An 18623-nucleotide genomic window follows, 5' to 3' on the forward strand; every position below is an offset into this window, starting at 1 on the left:
TAACCAATCCGAACCATAGGTTCTGGGCATGAAGGGCAGTTGAGCTTTTGTCAATGTTTGTTTATGATCTACAAAGTGGTTTAAGCTAATCACCACTCCACTCAAAAACTAAACTTTTTATATTTTTCGGTGCGGAGGGGCATCCCGTATCGTTAATAAAGCTCAGTTAATGTCCGACGGAATACCGGGAGTCGCTGAGAATTCTACACCGTGATGCTTTCAGTCGGTGTAGGATGATGTCACTATCTTCGCTGTCTTGGGATAAGGGAAAATGACTATTATATTCCAAATTGCTTTGTTAGCTCTGGTTCTTGTGTCGTTTGCGATGGTAATTGGCGTTCCTGTTGCCTATGCCACTCCCCAAAACTGGAATGAATCTAAAAGATTGCTGTGGCTTGGCTCTGGAGCCTGGATTGCCTTGGTGCTTTTAGTGGCAGCCTTAAGCTTTTTCGTAGTCTAACCAACTGCCGCGACATCAAAAAAGTTAATAGCATAAAAAAAGGGGCAGAGGAGCCACAAGAGGAAACGGGGAAACGGAGACACGGAGACACGGGGACAAATAAATTCAAAAGAAAATTCATTTTGAATTCTTTGTCTCCCCATCTCCCTATCTCCCCATCTCCCCATCTTCTTATTTCCGCTGCTCCTGTTGCCTTTAGAGAAGAATGTATATATTTGCAAGAGTATAGTTGATTTAGAGGCGGTCATGGCAGTTTTCGAGGGAACTTTTACGCAGACAGAGCCTTTGCGGTTTGCATTGGTAATTGGTCGATTCAATGACCTAGTTACCACGAAACTGCTGGAAGGGTGTCAAGATTGCTTGAAACGCCACGGCGTCGATGTCGATCCTCACGGCTCTCAAGTAGACTATGTTTGGGTGCCGGGAAGTTTTGAAGTTCCAGTGGTAGCTCGCCAACTTGCGCTTTCGGGTCGCTACGATGCCATAATTTGTATGGGTGCCGTCATCAAGGGGCAAACACCTCATTTTGATTATGTTTCATCTGAGGTAGCAAAAGGTATTGCCGCTGCTTCTTTTCAAACTGGCGTACCGGTGATTTTTGGCATTTTGACAACCGACACCATGCAGCAAGCCTTGGAACGGGCTGGTATTAAAAGCAATCATGGTTGGGACTACGCCATGTCAGCATTGGAAATGGGTAGCCTGATGCGAAAATTACGTTCTAACCTAGCTCAGCCATATTCTGGTCATTCCCAATCTTTACCAGGTTCGCTCAAAAGTGCTAGTCTAGGCGAACTTTCGGCGTCTGGGGAAGAACTAGGTTGATCGGCAGTTAACCAAGGAAAGGTAACAAAAGAGACGCGATATATCGCGTCTCTGCTTGTATAATTCGTAAAGAGCTAGGGTTACTCTCATGAAATTAGACCGTATCACCAGCAATCCCAATCGGATGAATGGACAACCCTGCATTCGTAATCTTCGTCTTACTGTTCGTCGAGTGATTGAGTTACTCGCGACTTACCCCAATCGAGAAGAACTGTGCCAAGAGTTCCCAGAACTAGAAGAGGAAGACATTCGGCAAGCCTTAATCTTTGCTTCTTCCTACTTGGACGATCGCATCATAGAACTATCCCCAAACAATGAAACTGCTGCTTGATCAGGGACTACCACGTTCTGCGGTAAATTTATTGCGTGAAGTTGGTGTCGATACAATCCATGTGGCTGAGATTGGTTTATCAGCAGTAGATGATATAGACATCCTTCAGAGGGCACGGGAAGAGGAGCATTGATAAGACTCTCAGTACAGGCAAAATAGAAATCAGTGACTTTCATCAAGCCAAGGTTGCGAAGATGGGATTTGATCTAACCGATTTCACTTGCTTCCTCTTCAAAAGCAAAATTGCTTTTACTTGGCATCGTCTCAAAAACCTTAACAATATGTACGAAGAGTTGTGCCGTGAATGGTTCCTCCCGACTTTTCTAGCTCAGTATCTCTCCTACCCTGATTATCCGAATGAGCTTGATATTAGAAGGTGATTAGTGTTAAATAACAGTAAACTGTTGCTTCTGGGTTAAACATATCGCAATACCTTTCTCGTAATAAGCTGCTTCGTTGATAAAGACTGGATAAACTGTTGATTTTCCTTCATAACTAATAGTTCTGCCATCAAAGCTTAAGAACATCGGATCGCCAGGATTGAGAGGTTCATAATCTCTAAATTGAAGTTTTGGGTGAATCATTGCTTGAATCTCTCCATGCTCGTTTTTGGGGTAATCAATTGCACCCGCAGATTGATAGAGTGTGAGCGTTTTATTTGTTTGGGCGATAGTGGCTTGGTTGCACTTTTCTAAATAGTCCAAAACGGCATAAATAAATTCTTCTGTTTTCTGAAATAATTCTGCATTTAAGACACCCTGAGCTACTGGCCCTACTTCGATAGCAAAACCAAATTCACACAGAGAAATGAGGAAAGAACTTTCTTGATTGGGTTGTGTGGTGATAACTTTTACCAAAGGATTTATTGAACTCAGGTAAGCTGCTAATTGCAGGAGAAAAGGATGCTGGTTGGTCAGAATGATAGTCAATCCCATGTTTGCAGTTGTGCTGTGAAAGTCTACAATTACATCCACCTGCGATTTACCTTTAGACCCGAGTATTTTATTGATATCCTTTGCTCGTGTATCTTCATAGCTGGAGAGTGTCGGATTTTCCAAGTCTTCACTCAAGAAGCAGCGATTTAAGTCTTTGTCGATGTAACGCTTGCATTCTGCAAAAGCTTTAGGATTACCCAACAATGTCAGTGTTTCAAAACTGGGTCGTTTAATTAAGTCGGGAAATTGCTCAAACTTTTTAATCAGATATGCTCCTGTAAACTCATTCCCGTGGGTTCCACCAATAATTGCAACCCTGTTAATTTGATTCATATATTTTTGTTGTTTGTTGTGTGCTGTTTGTTGTTTGGAACTACTAACTACTGTAAGGGTGGGTTTAGCCATCATTTTAGTAGGCTGGAAAGACAATTATCTCTTGCCCCTACAACCACTAACTACCAACCACTAACCACCAACCACCAACCACCAACCACTAACAACCAACAAATAACGACAAAGCGATCGCATGATGGAGGAGCGATCGCTGTCAAAATTATGGATTTGAGACTCATTCTCAATCCATAATTAATTGATCAATCTATTGATTTATCGATTTACCGCTGCTTCTCGCGCCGCAGCTGCCTGATCTGGGTGAATACCCAAGCGTGTCAGATTAATCCGACCCTTGTTATCAATTTCACGCACTTTCACAATTACTTCATCACCGACAGTGACTTCATCCTCAACTTTGCCGACACGATAGTCAGCTAATTGAGAAATATGGATCATGCCTTCTTTGCCTGGCAAAAACTCTACGAATGCACCAATCGGTATAATTCTGGTCACGCGACCTACGTAGACATCACCTTCATTGAGCTTGCGCGTCATGCCTTGGATGATATTTTTAGCTTTCTTAGCTTTATTTTCATCCACAGCAGAAATCGTTACCGTGCCGTCATCATCTATGTCAATTTTAGCACCAGTCTCTTCAGTAATACCCTTGATGGTCTTACCTCCAGGCCCAATCACCAGACCAATCATGTCTGGGTCAATCCTGATGCTTAAAAGACGTGGGGCATAGGCTGACATCTCTGTACGCGGTTGGTCAATAGTCTGGAGCATTTTCTCCAGAATATGCAAACGTGCTGCTCTAGCTTGGTGGACTGCTTGGGAGATGATATCTAAGGACAAACCGCTGATTTTCATATCCATTTGCAAGGCAGTAATTCCCGTATCTGTCCCTGCAACCTTAAAGTCCATGTCACCCAAAAAGTCTTCGATGCCCTGAATGTCTGTCAGAACTCGTACTTGGTCGCCTTCTTTAATCAGACCCATAGCTGCACCGCTGACTGGTTTGGCAATGGGTACACCAGCATCCATCAAAGCTAGTGTAGAACCACACACTGAACCCATCGAGGTGGAACCATTGGAAGAAAGTACTTCCGATACAATCCGAATTACGTAAGGGAATTCCTCTTTTGGTGGTAGCACAGGTAATATCGCTCTTTCCGCCAGCGCTCCGTGACCGATTTCCCGGCGTCCTGGTGCCCGCAGGGGTTTGGTTTCCCCAACTGAGAATGGCGGGAAGTTATAATGGTGCATGTAGCGCTTTTGTTGGTCTTGTTGCAAATCATCATTTAAGGTTTGCACATCTCCCGGTGTGCCGAGAGTACAAGCTGATAGCACCTGGGTTAGGCCTCGGTTAAATAAACCGCTACCGTGAACGCGCTTGGGCAATAAATTAACTAGACAAGAAACAGGGCGGACTTCATCTAGTTTGCGGCCATCAACTCGTACGTCATCTTCGATGATTTGACGGCGCATTAACTTCTTAGTAATTTCTTTGAAAGTATTGTCAAGTGCTTTGCGATCGGCAGTGGTGGCAACTCGAATTGGGTCTTCTTCTGGCAGTTCGGCGATCGCGGCGACAATTGTTTCTTTGACTGCATCTAAAGCAGTATCGCGCTGATTTTTATCGAAATCAAATTGCGACAGGATTTTCTTAATTTCATCGGTAGCGCGATCGCTGATAAAGTTATCCAGCGACGAGTCCACCTCTGGTGGTGGTTCGTGGACAATTTCTAAGCCCAGTTCTGCTATTAAATCTTGCTGCGCTTTGATTAAATCCTGCACAGCTTCATAGCCAAATTCAATCGCTTCAATAATATCTCGTTCGGGCAGTTGATTGGCTCCTGCCTCCACCATAATCACACCATCCGGTGAACCTGCTACCACCAAATCTAGGTCTCCGGCTTCAATTTCCGCGTAAGTGGGGTTAATAATAAAATCATCACCCACTAAACCAACTCGCACTGCTGCCATTGGTCCATTGAACGGAATCTTCGCAAGGAGAGTGGCAATAGAAGCACCAGTAACTGCCAATACATCTGGTGGTACTAACTCATCCATAGAAAGAGTTAGTGCCACAACTTGCAGGTCATCCCGCAACCAAGACGGGAACAAAGGACGCAAAGGACGGTCAATAAGACGACTAGTCAGAATTGCTCTTTCTGGCGGACGGCCTTCCCGTCGTAATAATCCTCCAGGAATCCTACCTGCTGCGTACAGTCTTTCTTCGTAATCTACGGTGAGGGGCAGAAAATCGACGCCTTCTCTGGCTGCCGATCGCGTAGCTGTGACTAGAACCGCCGTATCCCCAGATTGTATCAACACCGATCCACCAGCCTGGGGTGCTAGTAGACCCACCTTCAGTCGAATATCCCGTCCGTCAAAGGATATTGACTTCTCAAATTCTCCCATTCAGTTTTTTTTCCTTCTATGCACGCTTTTCTCTCTCTGTGGCAATCCTAACATTTATGAACTAATGCTGGCTTGAGTAACATATCACAATGATAAACAAGTTGTTTATCGTAGTTGTCGATACATCATCAACGCGTCTATCACTTGTTGTGTATCTAGTTTCACTGCACCCGGAATCCGCCCAATTGTCTGAAAGCCCAATGATTGCCACAGTCGTATAGAAGCTATATTAGTACTAAACACCAAATTAAACATCACCGCCTCGTAGCCCAGACTAGCAGCAATTAAAAGCATTGCCTCTCCCATGAACCTTCCAATCCCCAGACCTCGCTTTTGCGGTTGTACAATAAAACCAGCATTGCATATATGGCTACACCGATCTGGAATAATGTAGAGACGCAAAATTTTGCGTCTCTACAAAACCAAAACGCTCCCAATATTTCGTTTGGTGCTTGTGTGGTAGACTCACCAAAACTCCTGACCACAAAAACTTGGTGATTCAACCAGTAAGCTGCAAATTCTGATGGAGAGAGGGGTTGCTTTTGGGGATAAGTGTTACCTTCTGCGATCGTCATATTTAGTAATTCCCTCACTTCCTCCTGTTCTTTTTTATGCATATAATCTAATTCTACTTTTATGCCATTTTTTAAGATTTTATAAAGGGGTAATTGCATTTTTGCTAATCTTTATTAAGATTATTTACTAGTAAGTAATTATATTTAAATATTATTAATAATAATTCTTGAAAATTTGGAAATTAAGGAATTACCAAAAGTAGAAAATAAGCAAATTCAAGGCTTTAGTTTTGCGAATATCTGAGTAATTGGCAAATGGCAATTTTACACGGTAGTTGGTTACTAGGAAATCAGGGTAGCTGTTTCTTTATTTGGGGAGAGACTTGGCGAACTCTTGGGGCGAACATTGATCCAAGTGCATTGACAGAAGTGCCACTTCACCCTTATGCGATCGCACCGACTGAATTAAGCGAGTGGCTGCATTCTCATAATCTGACAATTCCCGAATCGATACAGCAGACGTTGCAGGTAACGTCTATACAAAAAGGGCGATCGCGCAAAGCTGCAAATGCTGCTGATGCCAGTTTGCCAACGCACTCACAAATTATTGCTTTACCCACTTATTTTTCAGTCAGCGAACAAGAGGGAACAGCGTCAATTTCTCCCGTACATTCGGCAATATTAGGTTCAGAAAAACCATTTTCACAATACTTATATCCGTGGCGAGTCGAGGGTTTTTGTCTCACTCCCAAGGAAACAGTAAAATTTCTTACTTCTCTACCTTTGAGTGCTGCCAATGGCGAAGATGGTTTTATCGGAGGAGATTTACGATTTTGGTCGCAAATTGCTCGTTGGAGTTTGGACTTAATTTCACGGTGTAAATTTTTACCTACTCTTGAAAGGCAAACAGATGGTTCAAGCTTCGCCAAATGGCAAGCACTTCTAGACAGTGCTTTGGACGGCACGCGCCTAGAAAAATTTTCGCAACTGATGCCCTTGGGGTGTCGGACGTATCAAGCAGGTGGGGAGATTGGGAGGTTGGGAGATGGGGAGAAAAATCACCCCATCGTCCCATCACCCCAACCCTACGGGAAGCCGCCCGGAGGGCGTCTACACCCCATCTCAATAGACTTGCCACCGGAACCGCAAGAATTTCTGCTGGGATTTCTCAACCATACTATCGACGCCCAAGTTAGGGCGATGGTTGGTTCCCAAGCGATTCTAGAAACAAGACTAATGGCATCTTTACCATCGGCGGTGCGGCAATGGTTATATTCTTTAACCGCTGCATCAGGTGCAGTCAACGCCGAACCAATTGGTTTGGAACGATTGGAAGCGGCATTAAAAGCTTGGACAATGCCCCTGCAATACCAACTGGCAGGGAAAAACCTGTTTCGTACCTGTTTTGTTCTACATCCGCCGGAGTCAGGAGAAACTGATTGGACTTTAGCCTATTTCCTCCAAGCACCAGACGATCCAGAATTTTTAGTGGATGCAGAAATAATTTGGCAGCATCCAGTCGAAAGCTTAGTTTATCGAGAACGCACAATCAAACAGCCGCAAGAGACGTTTTTAGGTGGTTTAGGTTTAGCTTCGCGGTTATATCCAGTCATTGCACCCAGCTTGGAAACCTCATACCCTCAATCTTGTCGCCTTAACCCCATGCAAGCTTATGAGTTTATCAAGTCGGTGAAGTGGCGGTTTGAGGATAATGGTTTGGGTGTAGTTTTGCCTCCCAGTTTGGCGAACCGTGAAGGATGGGCGAACCGTTTAGGTTTGAAAATCAATGCCCAAACACCGAACAAAAAGCAAGGACGCTTGGGTTTGCAAAGTTTGTTGAATTTTCAGTGGCAATTGGCAATTGGTGGACAAACTCTTTCCAAACAAGAGTTTGACAAATTAGTAGCCCTGAATAGTCCACTTGTCGAAATTAACGGTGAGTGGGTGGAATTGCGACCCCAAGACATCAAAACAGCACAAGCTTTTTTTGCTTCTCGCAAAGACCAAATGGCCCTTTCTTTGGAAGATGCTTTACGCCTGGGTACGGGGGACACTCAGACGATTGAAAAATTGCCAGTGGTCAGTTTTGAAGCGTCAGGGGCATTGCAAGAGTTAATTACTAACCTGACGAATAACAAAGCAATCGAACCCCTACCCACACCCGCCAGTTTCCGAGGAGAATTGCGACCATATCAACAGCGTGGCGTAGCTTGGTTGACCTTCCTTGAACGTTGGGGCTTGGGTGCGTGCCTTGCAGACGATATGGGATTAGGAAAATGCGTGTCGAAAGATACACAAATATACATCAATGGAGAACTAAGTACAGCAGAAGAAATTTGGCGAAACTATGCTGCTGGAGAAACATATTTTGACGGTGAAGGATTTTGGGCTGAACCGACTCAGGAGTTACTGGTCAATTCTATAGATGAGAAAACTGGCAAAATGGTGCAGGTCCCTATCCGGCGACTGTATCGGCAACAAGTTCGTGAAAATTTGCGAAAAGTTACCCTGCAAGATGGCAGCAGCGTTACCATTACCCATCGTCATAAGCTGCTGACAAATAAAGGTTGGACAAATGACCTCAAGATGGGCGATTACGTTTGTGTACCTGCCAAAATGCTTTGGGAAGGAAAACCAGAAGACTCAGATTTAGCTAAGTTTCTGGCTTGGCAAATTGCTGAAGGTCATGAACTACCTAATCTTGGTTGTGTCACAATATCCCAAAAAGACACCAGACTGCTAGAGAGTCTACTCCAAACCTTGCAGCACCTTTCCCAACGTCATGGCATCAAAATTAACAGTCCAAGCATCCAATTTTTTCCTGGTAAAGTTCCATTTCTGAGAGTAAACAGCCAAGCATATCGACGCTTCTTAGAAGCGAAAGGTTATGTTTGGGGCAAACTGTCAGCAGAAAAGTCTATTCCGTCTTTCATCATGCAGGCAGACTTGGAAACTGTGCGTACATTTTTACAAAACTATTTCGATGCCGAGTCTGCTGTTGTTATAAGTATGCGGAGTATAGAAATTACCACAGCTTCACCGCTACTAATCCAGCAATTTTCCGTACTTCTGCGACGCTTTGGCATTTGGTTGCGAATCTCGCCGAAACAAAAATGTGCCACTAACGGAACTCATACTTTACGCACTTACTATATCGGTGTGATTGGAGGAAATTCTGCTCGCAGATTTTTGCGCCAAATTGGGTTTAGCAATTTAGAAAAGCAGCGGAAATTAGAAGAAATTTGTCAACTTGTAAGTAATACTAACGTTGAGGGAATACCTGCTTCTGATGTCGTTGCCCAATCAGTTGCGATCGCAGGGCTACCTTTGCGCCATTTCGGGATGCATAATACTGTTTACATTAATGGCTCACAACAATTTTCCAGGCATAGCTTAGAACGAGTAATAGTTGGTATGAACCGCATAATTAGCGGTGAAGCACAGCAGCAGTACCAACTACTAAAACCTTCTAAATGGACAACTCAAACCCTTGAAGCTTACGATCGCCTAGACATACAGCAATTGACCTTAACAAAGCAATTCTTACAATATCTTCTCGACCAAGAGGTATTTTACTGCAAGATAGAAAACATTGAAGATGTCGATTATGAGGGATGGGTGTACGACTTTGAAGTTAGCCAACATCACAATTTTGTTGCTAACAACATTATCTGTCATAACACTATTCAATTCATTGCCTTCTTATTACATCTGAAAGAACAGGATGCATTAGAAAAACCAACACTTTTAGTTTGCCCAACTTCAGTTTTAGGAAACTGGGAACGGGAAGTCAAAAAATTTGGGCCGACGCTGAAAGTTTTGCAATACCACGGTGACAAACGCCCCAAAGGTAAGGCATTTGTAGAAGTAGCAAACAAGCATGATTTAGTCATCACTAGTTATGCGCTGATTCATAGAGATTTAAAGTCATTGCAGGGGGTTTCTTGGCAAGGAATTGTTTTGGATGAAGCGCAAAATATTAAAAATGCAGAGGCGAAGCAGTCCCAAGCGGTGCGGCAGTTAGAATCAACATATCGCATTGCCCTAACCGGAACACCAGTAGAAAATAGGCTGCAAGAACTCTGGTCTATTTTAGATTTTCTCAATCCAGGGTATTTAGGAAATAAGCAATTCTTTCAGCGAAGATTTGCCATGCCGATAGAGAAGTACGGTGATGCTGCTTCATTAGGTCAATTGCGTTCTTTGGTTCAACCATTTATCTTGCGTCGCTTAAAAACTGACCGCGAAATTATTCAAGACTTGCCAGAAAAGCAGGAAATGAACGTCTTTTGCGGTCTTAGTCCTGAACAAGCAGAACTGTATCAAAAAGTAGTAGAAGAGTCACTGGCTGAAATTGAAACAGCGGAGGGAATGCAGCGTCGGGGAATGGTTTTGGCTTTACTTGTGAAGCTAAAACAAATCTGCAATCACCCAGCCCAATATTTGAAAAAAGCTACTCTTTTAGAATCGCGTCTATCTGGAAAACTATTGCGGTTGCAGGAAATGTTGGAAGAGATGTTATCAGAGGGCGATCGCGCTTTAATTTTCACCCAATTTGCTGAGTGGGGTAAACTGCTGAAACCCTATTTAGAACAACAGCTAGAACGAGAAATATTGTTTTTATACGGCAGTACTAGCAAAAAACAACGCGAAGAGATGATAGACCGTTTCCAACACGATCCCCAAGGCCCGCCAATTATGATTTTGTCCTTGAAAGCTGGAGGTGTGGGACTGAATTTAACACGCGCAAATCACGTCTTTCACTTCGACCGTTGGTGGAACCCAGCAGTAGAAAACCAAGCCACAGACCGAGTATTTCGTATTGGTCAAACCCGCAATGTGCAAGTACATAAATTTGTTTGTACTGGCACTCTAGAAGAGAAAATTCATGACATGATTGAAAGTAAGAAACAACTAGCTGAGCAAGTTGTCGGTGCGGGTGAAGAATGGCTCACTGAACTGGATACAAACCAACTCCGCAACTTACTACTACTAGATCGTAGTGCAGTAATTGAAGAAGAAGATGCAGAGTGAACCCCAACCCTGACCCCTTCCCGGACACGGGGAAGCAGGGTGTTTCGTACAAACACCAGAAAAATTAATTAGTCCCTTCCCACCCAGAGATATTTATGTTAACGAACCACAAAGGACACATAGACGCGCAAGCGGTGAGACCAGCCCCCGTCTTGGCTTTTGCCGAGATGGGGGACTGGCGTAGACGCCCGGCAGGGCGGTGAGCAGCGCGCTCCAAAGGGGGTTTCCCCCATGTAGACGCGCGCAGCGCGGCTTCTCGCAGAGTACCCGAAGGGCTTCAAGGTAGAGTACCCGGAGGGCTTCGGTGCAGGGTAGAACACAAAGAGTTTAAGAAGTTGGTAGGGATTCAAATTTTTATTGGGTCGTATGAAACCACCCTCTCCCCGTACACGGGGAGGGGAATTAAATTCTCCCCCTCTCCGCAAGCAGAGAGGGGGTTGGGGGGTGAGGTTCTATGCAATACTTAAAAATTAGAGAGGAAAATTATGACAAATTACACCCTTCAAGCCAGTCGAGAATGGTGGTCACAACGTTGGTTAGAATTATTAGATTCTTACCGTTTTAAAAAACGTTTGGAACGCGGTAGAAACTATGCGCGTCAAGGTAATGTTCTCAGCATTGAGTTTCAAGGTGCAAAGGTATTAGCAAGAGTCCAAGGTAGTGAATCAGAACCCTATAAAGTTTCCCTTTCCCTAGATTCATTTAGTGATGAAGAATGGGGTTATGTAGTGGAAACAATGTCCAAAAAAGCAATTTTCGCTGCCAAGCTGTTAGCAGGAGAAATGCCGCAAAATATAGAAGAAGTTTTCACTGCCAGTGGTCTTTCACTGTTTCCTTTTACCCTATCTGATGTTCACAGCAGATGTTCTTGCCCTGATAAAGCTAATCCTTGCAAACATATTGCAGCAGTTTATTATCAGTTAGGCGATCGCTTCAGTGAAGACCCTTTTGTACTATTTCAATTACGAGGACGTACCAAAGAGCAAATTATTAGCAATTTGCGGCAATTACGTAGTGCTAATGTTGAAATCAATGAAACTACAACACCAGAAGTTCAAGAGCCATCTTCTCAGAAACAATATTCTTTAAACATAGATTCTTTCTGGCAATATAATGAGCCGCTGGAGTCTTCCTTAGTGGTGATTGCACCATCAACTAGTGAGACAGTTTTAGATGTTTTGGGGTCAATTCCTCTCGCCAAAGAAGAAGAAAATCTAGCAAGCTTAACTGCTGCTGATGTGGTAATGAAGTATTTGGATACGGTTTACAAAGATGTGAGTCAAAAGGCTTTTTTAGCGGCGATGAACGTAGGAGGGTAAAGCCTGCGGCTAGGTTAAAGGGTAAAGGGGAAAGGGTAAAGGTGAAAGGATTAATAAAATCCCTTTGCCCCTTAACCTTTTCCCTTTACCCCGACGAAGGCTTACCCCTTCCCAACTTTTACCACCCCAGGCTTGTTCGGAATTATGAGTTATATTTGTTACATGTAGTTACATGCCATAACGGTAGAGCAATCCAGTCAAACACAATGGAACTCCAGAGCAAAATTATTTCTGTAGAACTTAGTGATGGTACAAATATCAGAGTTGAAGCCGCACTGATTGGCGATCGCAAAATCAGTTTTCAAACTCGACCTTTTCGCGAAGTAACCGCTGCTATTGAAATTTTTTCCAAGGATATTGCAGAAACAGTGCAAAAAATTAAGCCAGATAAGGCCAGTGTGAAGTTTGGTATAGATATTGCTCTTGAATCAGGAAAACTCACACCTTTACTCGTTAAAGACGCTAGTACAGCTAATCTGGAAATCACTTTAGAATGGGGTAGCTAAACCCCTCTCGTTATTTCTCTCACCCACTTAGCGATCGCCCTTATTGAAAAGCGCCTCAAAGATGCATTTCCTGGTATTCAATATGAAGTCATCGGCACACCTAAAGACTTGGAGGGAGCTAAAGATTTAGCTAACCGGGACAAATATCAGTTTCAGTGGTGGGCTTGTTCTTTGATTAATGCCCAACCCTACCAAGGTAAAAAGAAAGGCGCTGACAGTGGTATTGATGGACAAATTTTCTTCACCGATACTGAGAAGGGTAAGTCAACAATTAAGAAAATTATTGTGAGTGTCAAAGGTGGTGGAAATGTAGGAGCAGCTATGGTTCGTGACTTAGTAGGAACTATGCAACGCACTAAAGCAGAAATAGGATTATTCGTAACGTTAACTCCACCTACTAAGCCAATGGAAAAGGAAGCGGCGACCGCTGGCTTTTATAAAGCAGTAAATGGTCTAGAGTATCCCTGCATCCAAATTTTGACGATTGAAGACTTGCTGACTGGACGCAAGCAACCCTCATATTACGATATGAGCATGGGAGAACTGACCTTTAAGAAAGCGCAGCGTGAGTATCGAGAAGTTGCTGAGCAAGGACGGTTGTTTTGAGTGGGTTGATGATCAACCCTTCGTTGCTGAAAATCCCGTGCGGTGGTCACAAGATCGGGAAAATCCTGCCAATCAAGCCAAACAATACTGCGATCGCCTTTAAACTAAAAGTAATCTCATAGGAGCATTCCTGTCGTGAGTGAAGCAAAGGTTGCAGTAGTAGTTGGCGTAGGCCCGGGATTAGGTGCTAGCGTTGCCCATCGGTTTGCCCGTGAAGGATTTGCTGTCGGATTGATGGCGAGAAGTGCAGACAAGCTTGCCCAATTTCAAAAAGATATTGAAACTTCTGGCGGAAAGGCGTTGGCTGTTGATTGTAATGTGAGCGACCCTGTATCTGTGAAAGCTGCTTTTGCTCAAGTACAATCGCAACTAGGCGCACCAGAAGTTTTGGTTTACAATGCCGGAGCTTTTACAATGGCTGGTATTCTGGAACTGACGCCAGATCAGTTTGAAGCTAATTGGAAAGTAAACTGTTTTGGTGCATTTCTCGCGGCGCAACAGGTTCTACCAAAAATGGTGGAGAGAGGTCGCGGTACAATCCTGCTGACGGGTGCGACTGCTGGCACTAGAGGTTCAGCACGGTTTGCTGCTTTAGCTGTGGGTAAGTTTGGACTGAGGGCGCTGGCGCAGTCGCTGGCGAGGGAGTTTGGTTCCCAAGGCATTCATATTGCTCACATCATTATTGATGGCATGATCAATACTCCTAGAGTCCAAGCAATGGCACCATCACGGGAAGCACACACCCTGCTTTCACCAGAGGCTATAGCTGAAACTTACTGGCAACTCTACAAGCAGGATGCAACCGCTTGGACTTTAGAACTTGATTTGCGACCAGCGGTGGAGAAATTTTAGAGAATTGTTAGTAGTTGGTAGTTGGTAGTTGGTAGTTGGTAGTTGGTAGTTGGTAGTTGGTGGTTGTTCCAAACAACAAACAACAAACAACAAACAACAAACAACTAATCATCATCAATACTGGTCTGTTCGTCAGGATTTTTGATAATTTTCGCGGTTAAACCTTGCGTTTATGACCCAGATTCGTCTTTTAAATTATCAGAAATAATGACAAACTCTGTTTCTTTTTGAGACTGACTACCCCATTGATCCAAAACATCTTTAACTAAAACTTCTTCAATCCAAATTTTAGCGACAACAGTTAGGGGTAGGGCGAGAAACAAGCCTAAAAAGCCAAAGAAACTGACAAAAAATAACTGGCAAATTAATGTCACGGCTGGTAGCAGTGATACTTGATGCGCCATCACTATGGGAGTGATGAAATTGCTCTCTGCTTGCTGAATGATAAAGTAGATACCCAATACACCAAGGGATTTCCAAGGATTATCCAAAAGTGCGATCGCCATTGCGGGAATGACACTGAGTGTCGGGCCTAGATTGGGAATTAAGTTCAAAAATCCTGCTAAAACTCCTAAAGCCAGCGCAGCACGAACGCGCAAAGCTGTTAAGCCAATCACGCTCATCATTGCAACTACGCACATAGCTATGAAAGCGCCTGTGATCCATCCCTCCAAGGAAACTTCACATTTATCCAAAATTCCATCTACCCGCCGCCGATAAAAAGAGGGAAACATCCGCACGAATAGCCTGCGATAAGCCTGCGGATCGGCTAAGAACATCCCTGTTAAAACTAGCACTAGCAATGTTTTCAGAACTACTTCCAAAGAGCCGGAAACAAAGGCGAAGGAACTGCCTACAACACGATTGATAAACGGCTGTGCTTGTTGGGTCAAGCTATTAATATCAGGAATATAGGGAGTGATCTGACTGGGAAGGGCTGCTCTCAGTTGGTAAAGCCAAGCATTAAAGCGCTCTATGCCTTGAGGAACCCGATAAGTGAGTTCTTGAAACTGAACAGCAAAAGGCGGCACGATCAACCAGAAAAAACCGACTATACCAGCTATAAAGATGCTTACTGACAGGGTTACAGCGAATCCACGCCTCATTCCCGAACGTTGAAATCTTCGAGCGAGTCGATTTAAGGTAGTTGCTAATACGATTGCGGCAAAGATAAGTAATAGTACTTCCTTAATTTGCCATAAAATATACAGAGAAACAAGTAGGGCAATTAACCCCATCCATTGACCTAGATTCACTCTCTAACTCCTGGCAGTTAAGAAATTACTGTCTATTTGAGATGCGGCTAGGCTAGTTGATTCTAGCAAGTTTTGCCTAATGAGTGTCAGTTAACTTTGCTTCTGTGCTTGGAATCGCCACAACAAGGCGATCGCCATTAGCACTGTTGGCAACAAGACTAGAATCAAGGCATTTGTTGCCGTTGCAGGAATAGGGAGAAAAATACCTGCATATTTAATCAAGACTGAAATGACAGCAGAGAGTAAAAATACTTTCAAAACAAATCCAATTTGACTTTCCATATTCAAAGTACGGCTATTCACCTTTTTATGGGGGGTTGATACGAAAGCGGATTGTAACATCTAATTTTTACAATAAATTCAAGCAGAAAAAAGCTAACTCCTGCTTGCACACCCCTATGATCTACTTGCCAGTTTCACTGCTGCTATTTCTGCTGTTGTTACTGCTAGTGCCCTTTCTCTGGTTTATTCTGGCAGTAGACGTAGTCAAAATCGCAGTAGCAAAATTGGGATTTTCTCCTAGTATTGCCTTTATATTATTGACGCTGGTGATTTTAGGCAGCACTATCAACATCCCTTTGTACCGTACCCAATCTACAGTTGCTGTTGCAGATAACTTTGTCGATCTGTGGTTAAAGGAGTTTTGGGGCATTCCCCTCAGAAAAGTACAACGTTCGACTGTGGTAGCTCTCAATGTTGGCGGTGGCTTAATTCCCGTATTGCTAGCATTGTATCAATTTACGCAAGGAAATGCCCTAGCTATTTTGTTAGTGACTGCGATCGTCACAGCCGTTAGCTACTATGCATCGCGGGTAGTGCCAGGAATAGGTATCCAGATGAATCCATTACTAGCTCCCCTAACAGCTGCTGTGTCTGCCATGTTAATAGCTCCTGTCCATGCTGCTCCTGTGGCTTTTGCTGGTGGTATCCTAGGAACCTTGATTGGTGCAGATTTATTGCACTTGAAGGACATTATAGCCAAGAGTTCAGGAGTTCTGAGTATCGGAGGCGCTGGCGTGTTTGATGGTATTGCTTTGTGCGGTTTATTTGCGCTGTTATTGAGTTGATAGTGGTTAGTAGTTGTAGAGACGTGCCATGGCACGTCTCTACATTGGTTAGTAGTTAGTGGTTAGTGGTTAGTGGTTAATTTTTAATACTAATAACTACTATCTACTATCTACTAACTACTAACAAATGACAAAAAAGCTTTTCAATGTAATCGGAGACTAAAATTAAAAATGCCTGTAGAAACTAATAACAAGAACCCAATTAAACCCCCAAGGATGCGCCAATTCGGCGGCAGCTTACTAATTCTTTTCACTCTGCTGTTACTCCTTAACTTTATCGTTCCCAGCTTTTTTGGCCCCAGACTGCCGCAAGTCCCCTACAGTGAGTTTGTTGCTCAGGTAGAAGCGGGTAAAGTAGATCGGGCGGTTGTGGGTAGCGATCGCATTCAATATTCGATCAAAACTCAAACCCCCGATGGCAAAACCGTCGAACAGGTTTTCCAGACAACACCAATCGCTGTTGACCTGGATTTACCTAAAATTCTCCGCGACCATAATGTCGAATTTGCTGCACCACCACCAAGCCAAAATGGCTGGATTGGCACTATCCTCAGCTGGGTTGTACCACCGTTAATTTTCTTTGGTATCTGGGGCTTTTTACTCAGCCGTCAGGGAGGTGGCCCTGCTGCATTAACAGTGGGTAAAAGCAAAGCTCGCATCTACTCTGAAGGTAACACTGGTGTCAAATTTACTGATGTTGCTGGTGTAGATGAAGCGAAAGCCGAATTGGAAGAAATCGTAGACTTCCTGAAAAATGCTGGTAAATACACCCGCTTGGGCGCGAAAATCCCCAAAGGTGTGCTGTTGGTGGGGCCTCCAGGAACAGGTAAAACACTCTTAGCAAAAGCGATCGCTGGCGAAGCTGGTGTTCCTTTCTTCAGCATCTCCGGTTCGGAGTTCATCGAACTGTTCGTGGGTGTAGGTGCGGCCAGGGTGCGCGACTTGTTTGAACAAGCTAAACAACAAGCGCCCTGTATCGTATTCATCGATGAATTAGATGCACTGGGTAAGTCTCGTGCTGCTGGTGGCCCGATTATGGGTGGTAACGATGAGCGCGAACAAACCCTTAACCAGTTATTAAGCGAAATGGATGGCTTTGATGCCAACACAGGCGTAATTATCATTGCCGCTACCAACCGTCCAGAAGTACTTGACCCAGCTTTGCGCCGTCCCGGACGCTTTGACCGTCAAGTTGTTGTGGATCGTCCTGATAAAATTGGTCGGGAAGCAATTCTGAAAGTTCATGCCCGTAACGTCAAATTAGCTAATGATGTAGATTTGGGCATCATCGCCGGTAGAACTCCTGGTTTTGCGGGTGCAGACTTGGCTAACCTAGTTAACGAAGCTGCATTGCTAGCTGCGCGGCAAAATCGGCAAGCGGTAACAATGGCAGATTTCAACGAAGCCATTGAGCGTGTTGTTGCTGGTTTAGAAAAACGCTCTCGCGTTCTCAATGAAACCGAGAAGAAGACTGTAGCTTATCACGAAGTTGGTCATGCGATCGTCGGTGCTTTGATGCCCGGAGCTGGTAAAGTCGAGAAAATCTCCGTTGTACCTCGGGGTGTCGGTGCTTTGGGTTACACAATTCAAATGCCCGAAGAAGACCGCTTCTTGATGATTGAAGACGAAATTCGCGGTCGCATTGCTATCTTATTGGGCGGACGTTCCGCAGAAGAAATCGTCTTTGGTAAAGTTTCTACTGGTGCTAGTGACGACATCCAGAAAGCAACTGACTTGGCAGAACGCTATGTCACCCTCTACGGTATGAGTGATAAACTCGGCCCTGTAGCATTTGAGAAGATTCAACAGCAGTTTCTTGAAGGTTACGGCAACCCGCGTCGATCCATCAGCCCGCAAGTAGCTGAGGAAATTGACCGCGAGGTGAAGCAGATAGTAGATAATGCCCATCACATTGCCTTGACTATTCTGCACGAAAATCGCGATTTGTTAGAGGAAACCGCACAAGAACTGTTGCAAAAAGAAATTCTCGAAGGCGCAGAACTACGCGAGAAAATCAACCAAGCCAAAGCACCAGCTGAGTTGGAAGAATGGTTGCGAACGGGCAAGATATCAGAAGATCGGCCCTTGATGCAAACATTGCTGGTGTAAGGATTTGAGATTGAATTCAATCTTGAATAGAAAAAGCGATCGCACTTT

Annotated in this window: 16 protein-coding genes and 1 pseudogene; 12 read left to right on the plus strand and 5 right to left on the minus strand. The window is 44.1% G+C overall.

Annotated features, from left to right (window positions below; genetic code table 11):
• Window positions 1–271: 271 nt before the first annotated feature.
• The 4 genes from psbZ to FIS9605_RS43115 all read left to right on the plus strand — a co-directional run bounded on the left by psbZ (window position 272) and on the right by FIS9605_RS43115 (window position 1749).
• On the plus strand, window positions 272–460 hold the full coding sequence (gene psbZ, locus FIS9605_RS0125905; RefSeq protein ID WP_026735178.1) for a photosystem II reaction center protein PsbZ: 189 nt from the start codon (window positions 272–274) through the stop codon (window positions 458–460).
• Between the two features lie 246 nt (window positions 461–706).
• A complete protein-coding gene (ribH, locus tag FIS9605_RS0125915; RefSeq protein WP_026735180.1) occupies window positions 707–1285 on the plus strand; it encodes a 6,7-dimethyl-8-ribityllumazine synthase in 579 nt (192 codons plus the stop codon).
• An 88-nt stretch (window positions 1286–1373) separates the two neighbouring features.
• Window positions 1374–1616 (plus strand): DUF433 domain-containing protein, encoded by a 243-nt coding sequence (locus FIS9605_RS0125920; RefSeq protein ID WP_026735181.1) that lies wholly within the window; start codon window positions 1374–1376, stop codon window positions 1614–1616.
• A complete protein-coding gene (locus FIS9605_RS43115) occupies window positions 1600–1749 on the plus strand; it encodes a DUF5615 family PIN-like protein (protein ID WP_155960544.1) in 150 nt (49 codons plus the stop codon). The genes FIS9605_RS0125920 and FIS9605_RS43115 overlap by 17 nt, the downstream gene beginning before the upstream one ends.
• 253 nt (window positions 1750–2002) lie before the next feature.
• Here the strand turns inward: FIS9605_RS43115 and FIS9605_RS0125930 are convergent, their stop codons facing one another.
• From FIS9605_RS0125930 to FIS9605_RS38220, 3 genes and pseudogenes are all read right to left on the minus strand, one after another.
• A complete protein-coding gene (locus tag FIS9605_RS0125930; protein WP_026735182.1) occupies window positions 2003–2884 on the minus strand; it encodes an aspartoacylase in 882 nt (293 codons plus the stop codon).
• A gap of 273 nt (window positions 2885–3157) precedes the next feature.
• Entirely contained in the window at window positions 3158–5311 is a 2154-nt protein-coding gene (locus FIS9605_RS0125935; protein WP_026735183.1) for a polyribonucleotide nucleotidyltransferase, read from the minus strand.
• A gap of 105 nt (window positions 5312–5416) precedes the next feature.
• A pseudogene (locus tag FIS9605_RS38220) lies at window positions 5417–5985 on the minus strand (GNAT family N-acetyltransferase).
• A gap of 156 nt (window positions 5986–6141) precedes the next feature.
• Between FIS9605_RS38220 and FIS9605_RS0125945 the strand changes: the two are divergent.
• The 6 genes from FIS9605_RS0125945 (at window position 6142) to FIS9605_RS0125965 (ending at window position 14143) form a co-directional block, all read left to right on the plus strand.
• Window positions 6142–10860 carry an SNF2-related protein gene (locus FIS9605_RS0125945; protein WP_026735184.1) on the plus strand — a complete coding sequence of 1573 codons (4719 nt, stop codon included), beginning with the start codon at window positions 6142–6144 and terminating at the stop codon, window positions 10858–10860.
• A 485-nt stretch (window positions 10861–11345) separates the two neighbouring features.
• Window positions 11346–12179 (plus strand): SWIM zinc finger family protein, encoded by an 834-nt coding sequence (locus tag FIS9605_RS0125950; RefSeq protein ID WP_026735185.1) that lies wholly within the window; start codon window positions 11346–11348, stop codon window positions 12177–12179.
• A gap of 206 nt (window positions 12180–12385) precedes the next feature.
• A complete protein-coding gene (locus FIS9605_RS0125955) occupies window positions 12386–12685 on the plus strand; it encodes a CU044_2847 family protein (protein ID WP_026735186.1) in 300 nt (99 codons plus the stop codon).
• A gap of 108 nt (window positions 12686–12793) precedes the next feature.
• Window positions 12794–13291, plus strand: coding sequence for a restriction endonuclease (locus tag FIS9605_RS0125960; protein WP_026735187.1), 498 nt, complete (start codon window positions 12794–12796; stop codon window positions 13289–13291).
• A complete protein-coding gene (locus tag FIS9605_RS46190; RefSeq protein WP_269321071.1) occupies window positions 13266–13394 on the plus strand; it encodes a hypothetical protein in 129 nt (42 codons plus the stop codon). The genes FIS9605_RS0125960 and FIS9605_RS46190 overlap by 26 nt, the downstream gene beginning before the upstream one ends.
• A 32-nt stretch (window positions 13395–13426) precedes the next feature.
• A complete protein-coding gene (locus FIS9605_RS0125965; protein WP_026735188.1) occupies window positions 13427–14143 on the plus strand; it encodes an SDR family NAD(P)-dependent oxidoreductase in 717 nt (238 codons plus the stop codon).
• Between the two features lie 170 nt (window positions 14144–14313).
• Here the strand turns inward: FIS9605_RS0125965 and FIS9605_RS38225 are convergent, their stop codons facing one another.
• Together FIS9605_RS38225 and FIS9605_RS0125980 are read right to left on the minus strand one after the other, a co-directional pair.
• Window positions 14314–15399, minus strand: coding sequence for an AI-2E family transporter (locus FIS9605_RS38225; protein WP_051470145.1), 1086 nt, complete (start codon window positions 15397–15399; stop codon window positions 14314–14316).
• A 90-nt stretch (window positions 15400–15489) separates the two neighbouring features.
• Window positions 15490–15681, minus strand: a complete 192-nt coding sequence (locus FIS9605_RS0125980; protein ID WP_026735189.1) for a hypothetical protein — start codon at window positions 15679–15681, stop codon at window positions 15490–15492.
• 116 nt (window positions 15682–15797) lie between these two features.
• Here FIS9605_RS0125980 and FIS9605_RS0125985 point away from each other — a divergent pair, with 116 nt between their 5' ends.
• Window positions 15798–16466, plus strand: coding sequence for a DUF1614 domain-containing protein (locus FIS9605_RS0125985; RefSeq protein WP_026735190.1), 669 nt, complete (start codon window positions 15798–15800; stop codon window positions 16464–16466).
• A 171-nt stretch (window positions 16467–16637) separates the two neighbouring features.
• On the plus strand, window positions 16638–18575 hold the full coding sequence (ftsH, locus tag FIS9605_RS0125990; protein ID WP_026735191.1) for an ATP-dependent zinc metalloprotease FtsH: 1938 nt from the start codon (window positions 16638–16640) through the stop codon (window positions 18573–18575).
• Window positions 18576–18623 lie beyond the last annotated feature (48 nt).

It is taken from the genome of Fischerella sp. PCC 9605 (genome assembly GCF_000517105.1).
Lineage (GTDB): Bacteria > Cyanobacteriota > Cyanobacteriia > Cyanobacteriales > Nostocaceae > PCC9605.

Bases quoted from the DNA above. Each gene is read 5' to 3' on its own strand.
- FIS9605_RS0125985 (WP_026735190.1), top strand. From the start codon at position 15,798: ATGATCTACTTGCCAGTTTCACTGCTGCTATTTCTGCTGTTGTTACTG.
- FIS9605_RS43115 (WP_155960544.1), top strand. From the start codon at position 1,600: ATGAAACTGCTGCTTGATCAGGGACTACCACGTTCTGCGGTAAATTTA.
- FIS9605_RS0125950 (WP_026735185.1), top strand. From the start codon at position 11,346: ATGACAAATTACACCCTTCAAGCCAGTCGAGAATGGTGGTCACAACGT.
- ribH (WP_026735180.1), top strand. From the start codon at position 707: ATGGCAGTTTTCGAGGGAACTTTTACGCAGACAGAGCCTTTGCGGTTT.
- FIS9605_RS0125945 (WP_026735184.1), top strand. From the start codon at position 6,142: ATGGCAATTTTACACGGTAGTTGGTTACTAGGAAATCAGGGTAGCTGT.
- FIS9605_RS0125930 (WP_026735182.1), bottom strand. From the start codon at position 2,884: ATGAATCAAATTAACAGGGTTGCAATTATTGGTGGAACCCACGGGAAT.
- psbZ (WP_026735178.1), top strand. From the start codon at position 272: ATGACTATTATATTCCAAATTGCTTTGTTAGCTCTGGTTCTTGTGTCG.
- FIS9605_RS0125955 (WP_026735186.1), top strand. From the start codon at position 12,386: ATGGAACTCCAGAGCAAAATTATTTCTGTAGAACTTAGTGATGGTACA.
- FIS9605_RS0125920 (WP_026735181.1), top strand. From the start codon at position 1,374: ATGAAATTAGACCGTATCACCAGCAATCCCAATCGGATGAATGGACAA.
- FIS9605_RS0125935 (WP_026735183.1), bottom strand. From the start codon at position 5,311: ATGGGAGAATTTGAGAAGTCAATATCCTTTGACGGACGGGATATTCGA.
- ftsH (WP_026735191.1), top strand. From the start codon at position 16,638: ATGCCTGTAGAAACTAATAACAAGAACCCAATTAAACCCCCAAGGATG.
- FIS9605_RS0125980 (WP_026735189.1), bottom strand. From the start codon at position 15,681: ATGGAAAGTCAAATTGGATTTGTTTTGAAAGTATTTTTACTCTCTGCT.